1 protein-coding gene is annotated in these 481 nt (G+C 25.2%); it reads left to right on the top strand.

Features of this window, described 5'->3' with window-relative positions; translation table 11 throughout:
* Positions 1-46: 46 nt before the first annotated feature.
* Positions 47-481, top strand: a 435-nt coding sequence (locus RI68_RS00855; RefSeq protein ID WP_017193371.1) for an Hsp20 family protein, incomplete at its 3' end; no start/stop codon positions are given.

Raw genomic sequence — 481 nt, 5'->3', positions numbered from 1 at the left:
TTAATAATATTAAAATAAATATATAGAAAAGGAGATGAATATAAAAATGTTTGTTAATGCAATTGATAAAAATAATGACTTATTAGAAAATTTATTAGACTATTGGAAAAGCGTTTCTTTTGGCGAGAATTCTCATTCTTTTATGAGAACCGATATTAAAGAATATCCTCAACATTATGAATTGATTAGCGAATTGCCTGGTTTTAAAAAAGAAAATATTAAAATAAGTTTAGAAGAAGGATGGTTAATAATTGAAGCTCATCCTAAGCAAGAAAACCCATCAAAAGCCGTAAAAAAAAACGAAAGTCAACCTGAAGTTAACTTTTTAAGACAAGAAAGAATTAGAGGTATTATTAAACGTAGTTTTAACATAGGTGAAGATTTTTCTATTGAAGATATTGACGGTTCATTAAATAATGGTTTATTGACAATTATTATTCAGAAAAAACCTGAAGAGACACGAAAAGAAAAAAAATATTTA

It is taken from the genome of Vaccinium witches'-broom phytoplasma str. VAC, assembly GCF_000309405.1.
In the GTDB taxonomy this organism is placed as follows: Bacteria; Bacillota_I; Bacilli_A; order Acholeplasmatales; family Acholeplasmataceae; genus Phytoplasma.
The sequence above is the reverse complement of the archived record's forward strand: the minus strand, read 5'-3'. Positions and strand labels throughout refer to the sequence as shown.